This is a genomic window from Pseudomonas sp. NPDC098747, from assembly GCF_044760045.1.
GTDB lineage: Bacteria > Pseudomonadota > Gammaproteobacteria > Pseudomonadales > Pseudomonadaceae > Aquipseudomonas.
Genome location: NZ_JBIWAL010000111.1, coordinates 1 through 5,684, shown reverse-complemented (window position 1 = coordinate 5,684; position 5,684 = coordinate 1). Strand labels below are relative to the sequence as shown.

6 protein-coding genes are annotated in these 5,684 nt (G+C 57.6%); 5 read left to right on the top strand and 1 reads right to left on the bottom strand.

Annotated features, from left to right (window positions below):
• The 5 genes from ACIQVE_RS29035 to ACIQVE_RS29015 all read left to right on the top strand — a co-directional run.
• On the top strand, positions 1-139 hold a 139-nt coding region (locus tag ACIQVE_RS29035), incomplete at its 5' end, for a 50S ribosomal protein L27 (RefSeq protein ID WP_402815325.1).
• Between the two features lie 193 nt (positions 140-332).
• Positions 333-1,556: an Obg family GTPase CgtA gene (cgtA, locus tag ACIQVE_RS29030; RefSeq protein WP_402815320.1), complete on the top strand. Its 1,224-nt coding sequence runs from the start codon at positions 333-335 to the stop codon at positions 1,554-1,556.
• Between the two features lie 137 nt (positions 1,557-1,693).
• Positions 1,694-2,812: a glutamate 5-kinase gene (gene proB / locus ACIQVE_RS29025; protein ID WP_042561149.1), complete on the top strand. Its 1,119-nt coding sequence runs from the start codon at positions 1,694-1,696 to the stop codon at positions 2,810-2,812.
• A 10-nt stretch (positions 2,813-2,822) separates the two neighbouring features.
• Positions 2,823-3,290: a CreA family protein gene (locus ACIQVE_RS29020; protein ID WP_402815318.1), complete on the top strand. Its 468-nt coding sequence runs from the start codon at positions 2,823-2,825 to the stop codon at positions 3,288-3,290.
• 129 nt (positions 3,291-3,419) lie between these two features.
• Positions 3,420-5,459 carry a hypothetical protein gene (locus ACIQVE_RS29015; protein ID WP_402815316.1) on the top strand — a complete coding sequence of 680 codons (2,040 nt, stop codon included), beginning with the start codon at positions 3,420-3,422 and terminating at the stop codon, positions 5,457-5,459.
• A 125-nt stretch (positions 5,460-5,584) separates the two neighbouring features.
• Here ACIQVE_RS29015 and rpsT read toward each other — a convergent pair.
• Positions 5,585-5,684: 30S ribosomal protein S20 (gene rpsT / locus ACIQVE_RS29010; RefSeq protein ID WP_402815323.1), on the bottom strand; the 100-nt coding region annotated here is incomplete at its 5' end.

Here is a 5,684-nt window from a genome sequence, read left to right as displayed (position 1 = left end):
GCGCGGCACCCCACTCCACCCCGCGCACGGCGTTGGCCTCGGTAAAGACCACCCCCTCTTCGCGAACCTCGAACGCGTGATCAAGTTAGAAGTAAAAGGCGCGTTCAACCGCCGTTACGTGAGCGTTGTCGCGGCTTAATCGCGAGATCGCTGGAAAAGCCCTGTCTTGCGACGGGGCTTTTTCGTTTGTGGGGTGAGTCTCTTGCAAAACTGTTTGTATGGGCTGTCGGCGTGCGATGCAGGTCGTGTTTTGGGGTCGCTGCGCTCATTTTTGCAAGAGTCTTATGTCTTGATTGTTTTTCGGCTCGTCCGTATGGCGAGAGGCGTTGGTTATGAAGTTTGTTGATGAAGTATCGATTCGCGTAAAGGCTGGTGACGGCGGCAATGGCGCCATGAGTTTCCGTCGGGAAAAATTCATCGAAAACGGTGGCCCGAACGGTGGTGATGGCGGTGATGGCGGTTCCATCTACATGATGGCCGACGAAAACCTCAACACCCTGGTGGACTACCGTTACACCCGGCACTTCGATGCCGAGCGTGGCTCCAACGGCGGCAGCACCGACTGCACCGGTAAAAAGGGCGAGGACATGATCCTGCGCGTTCCGGTCGGCACGACCGTGATCGACTCCGCTACTCAGGAAGTCATCGGTGACCTGACCAAGGCTGGTCAGAAGCTGATGGTGGTGCAGGGCGGTTGGCACGGTCTGGGTAACACCCGTTTCAAATCCAGTACCAACCGTGCGCCACGCCAGACCACTCCGGGTAAACCGGGTGAGCAGCGTGACCTGAAGCTGGAAATGAAAGTGCTGGCCGACGTAGGTCTGCTGGGCTTGCCGAACGCCGGTAAAAGTACCTTTATCCGTTCGGTCTCGGCTGCCAAGCCGAAAGTTGCCGATTACCCGTTCACCACGCTGGTGCCAAACCTGGGTGTGGTCAGCGTCGATCGCTGGAAGAGCTTCGTCGTTGCCGACATTCCGGGGTTGATCGAAGGTGCTTCCGATGGCGCTGGTCTGGGTATCCGCTTCCTCAAGCACTTGGCGCGTACGCGTCTGCTGCTGCACCTCGTTGATATGGCGCCGCTGGATGACACCAGTGCTCCGGATGCTGCTGAAGTGATCACCAATGAACTCATCAAGTTCAGCCCGTCCCTGGCTGAGCGTGATCGTTGGCTGGTGCTGAACAAGTGCGACCAGATCCTTGAAGAAGACCACGAAGAGCGCGTCAAGGAGATCGTTGATCGCCTTGAGTGGACCGGTCCGGTCTACGTGATCTCGGCCATTGCCAAGATCGGTACCGAGCGTCTGTGTCACGACATCATGCGCTACATGGAAGATCGTGCTGATCGTCTGGCAGCAGATCCTGCTTACAAAGAAGAGCTGGCTGATCTCGATCAGCGCATCGAAGACGAAGCGCGCGCGCAACTGCAGGCGCTGGATGACAAGCGTGCCCTGCGTCGCAGCGGCGTGAAGTCGGTCCACGACATCGGTGACGATGATTGGGACGAAGAAGATGTGGATGACGAAGACGGTCCGGAAATCATTTACGTGCGTGATTGATCCGTTGCGATAAACTTGAACGCCGCTCAATCGAGCGGCGTTTTAGTATCTGGAAATCGATCGTTGGTCACCAATAGCCACGATTAACGTCACGGGTGGTGCCAGGTCGCGCTGCCCTCAAGCTAAGGTTGAAGATGATGCGGAGCAAGGTGACAGGTGCGCAGCGTTGGGTCGTGAAGATCGGCAGCGCTTTGCTGACGGCTGATGGCAAAGGGCTGGATCGTGCGGCAATGAGTGTCTGGGTCGAGCAGATGGTGGCCTTGCATGAGGCGGGCGTCGAGTTGGTGCTGGTGTCCTCCGGGGCAGTAGCGGCCGGCATGAGCCGCTTGGGCTGGACCGCACGACCCAGTGCGATGCACGAACTCCAGGCTGCCGCCGCTATCGGCCAGATGGGTCTGGTGCAAGCTTGGGAATCAAGCTTTGCCGAGCATGGCCGGCACACCGCGCAGATTCTCCTGACCCACGACGACCTGTCCGATCGCAAGCGCTACCTGAACGCCCGCAGCACCCTGCGCGCGCTGGTCGAGCTGAAAGTCATTCCAGTGATCAACGAAAACGACACCGTTGTCACTGATGAAATCCGTTTCGGTGACAACGACACGCTCGCGGCGCTGGTGGCCAACCTGGTTGAGGCTGATTTACTGGTGATCCTGACGGATCGCGACGGTATGTTTGATGCTGATCCGCGCAACAATCCAGAAGCACAGTTGATTTACGAGGCGCGCGCCGATGATCCGAGCCTGGATGCGGTGGCGGGTGGCACTGGTGGTGCGCTGGGGCGTGGCGGCATGCAGACCAAGTTGCGCGCGGCGCGGCTAGCGGCGCGTTCAGGTGCGCACACCATCATTGTGGGTGGTCGTCTCGAGCGTGTGCTGGATCGTCTGAAGGCGGGTGAGCGCATCGGTACGTTGCTGTCGCCCGAGCGCGGCATGCTGGCGGCGCGCAAGCAATGGCTGGCGGGGCATCTGCAAACCCGTGGCACGCTGGTGCTGGATGATGGTGCGGTGTCGGCGCTTTCACAGGGCAACAAGAGTTTGCTGCCGGTTGGCGTGAAGTTGGTGCAAGGCAGTTTTCGCCGCGGTGAGATGGTGGTTTGCGTGGCGCCGGACGGTCGTGAGATCGCTCGTGGCCTGGCCAACTACAGCGCGCTGGAGGCACAAAAAATCATCGGTCAATCGTCGGATGCGATTGTCGGTTTGCTGGGTTACATGGCTGAGCCGGAACTGGTTCACCGTGACAACCTGATTCTGGTGTAAGGAAAATTCGATGCGCGTAGCAAAAGGATTGTTGGGTCTGTTGATGGTGCTGCCATTGCTGGCCTCGGCCGAGGAAATCGGTCAGGTATCGACGGTGTTCAAATTTGTCGGTCCGAACGACCGGATCGTGGTCGAGGCGTTCGACGACCCCAAAGTCGAGGGTGTGACCTGCTACCTGTCGCGCGCCAAGACGGGCGGCGTGAAGGGGAGTCTGGGTTTGGCGGAAGACCGAGCCGAAGCCTCGATCGCTTGTCGTCAGGTCGGTCCGATCAAGTTCAAGGGTGAGCTGAAGGATGGCGATGAGGTGTTCAAGGAGCGCACATCGCTGGTATTCAAAACCATGCAGGTGGTGCGTTTCCTCGACAAGAAGCGCAATACGCTGGTGTATCTGGTCTACAGCGATCGCGTGATCGAGGGCAGTCCACAGAATGCGGTCACGGCGATTCCGATTTTGCCGTGGGTGCCGGTTCAGCCATAAGGCTGAAAACCAATACAGGGTCGAGTTTGTTCTCTAGGCCCATTGGTTGAATGATTGAGGGCGAGCCGTTCGGCTCGCCTTTTTGTTTCTCATTGTTGAATGATGTGCTTCAGGCGCGAAGGGATTCGTATGCGTTCTTTTTTAATGTCGCTGATGGTGTGTTGCTCGCTTTCCATGCAAGTGCAGGCTGAACCGTTTTATGCCGGCAAGTCACTGGCGCACCCGCTGATTCAGTCTCAGGAGAGTGGGGCAACGTTGGCGTTTGTACGCGAGCCGGCGGGTGTTGTGGGGTATGCGTGCATGTGTGATGCGCCGACAGCGGTGCCGCAGATGCTCGACAACTTCGGTGATTCGAGCATCGAGTCAGTCTTCTACGCCAGTCTGGATAGCGATATACAGACCTTGATCGTCCTGGCCAGGGCGGGCGGGCGAAATATGCTTCATGGCTATCGATTCAGTGAGCGTGCGGGAAAATATCGGAAGCTGAACAGTCTGCAGCCGGTTCTGGACCGCATCGCGAGCAATCAGAAGAAGCTTAATGCCGCACTGGTGGTGCGCGAGCTGAACAAGTTGCCACCCTATGACTACGGTTATGAGATGGCGACAACCGGCATTCCCGATTTCGATGTGCTCGATCCTACTGCCGGCACGCTGGTGGGTGAATTCGGTGTGGGTGGTGTTCCTGCCTCGGAGGGCGGTGAGCCGTCAGAGGATGGTGTCTATGACGCCTACAAGAAAACCTTTGTGCGGCGCGAAGGGCGGTGGCTGACGCTGACCTACGAGCGCACGCCGATGGAGGAGGGAGAGCTGGCTCCTGCCTTTCGAGTAACGCGAATAACGTGGGAATCCGACCCGAAGCGCTATGTGGGCACGGAGGATGGGCCGCTCGTGCAGTTGTGGGGTGAACGTGTGCTGCAGCGGGGCGTGATGGTTCAGGGCAAGAAGACAGGTGACTGGATCGAGTTTGATGCGGCGGTCTCCGAGGCCTCGGGAGCTTATGCGAACGGTTTGAGGCAGGGCTCCTGGGTGATCGATGAGCGCCATAGTGCTTCCGAGGGTGTGTTCGTTGATGGTTTGCGCGAGGGGCGCTGGACGATCACTGCATACGCTAAAGATGAAGATATTTCTGGTTTCGACACGTATAAGCACGATGTTCTGGATGGCCCGGCAGAGCGAGTCAGGGGGAGTGAGATTATCTCTCGCGGCGAGTATCTGAATGGTCGGCAGAATGGTCATTGGGTCAGTAGCGAAGGCGAGGGTGCTTATGTCTCAGGTGTCAGGGAGGGCGCCTGGACTCTGAAGCTGGACGGCGACCGTGTTCAAACCTTGTCATTTGTCGCGGGTAAAAAGGAAGGAGAGTTGCGCGAGGTTGATGGGGCGGGGGTGTTGCGGTTGCTTGAGCACTACCGGGCCGGTGCGCTTGACGGCTTGAGAGAAACTTACGCTGCGAACGGCAAGCTGACCTATTCGGCGACCTACGTGGCGGGGCAGATCAAGGGGCGTGCGCTGACCTATACCGATGACGGTTCGGTACTGCTGTCCGACATCACCTGGCTTCACGGAAATAGAGAGGGGTCCTTTCGTACCTATCACTCAAATGGTCGGTTAGACCGAGTGGCCATTTATGAGGCGGATGAGCCCATCGGTAACGATCAGTCGTTTAATGAGGCTGGGGCGTTGGTTTCAGACAGAAATTACTGCCATGTGGTTGATGGCAAGTACACAAGAATCAAGCCCTGTGGGCTGCAGCGCAGCTTTCGTGATGACGGGGTTGCCTACTTCGAGGCCGATTACTTGTTCGGAGTCAGGCAAAGTGTGCGTCACGAGTCCTACGAGGGGCGAAAGGTCGAGGAAGTGCTATTGGGTGCGGATGATCATGTGACGCACAACGATTACTACCCCAATGGGCAGTTGAAGTGCTCCGAGCCCAAGCGGGGGTACCGTCTGATCACCGTTGAAGGCCGGGAATACAAAGACTATTCCTATGCGAAGCGTGAAGGTGAAATGGTCTGCTACTACTCGACCGGGGTCGTTGAGCGCCGATTCAACTTCAAGGATGACAAGCTGGTCGGGTGTTATACCGGCTACGATGAGTCGGGCGTGCAGAACTTTCCTCCGTCGGAAGGCTGTCCTCCGCCGAAGCCGGTTGTATTCAATTTTGGTGAGTAAGTTCGGTGGGGCTGGGTGCGTATCCTCGAATGGATACGTGCCTGTTTAGAGTAGGGTCGTAGTCTCACCAAATCGCAGGCAATAAAAAACCGACCCGAAGGTCGGTTTTTTAATGACTACGTCGCTTAGGCAGCTTCTTTCAGTGCCTTGACGTGGCCATTCAGACGGCTCTTATGACGAGCAGCCTTGTTCTTGTGGATGATGCCTTTATCGGCCATACGGTCG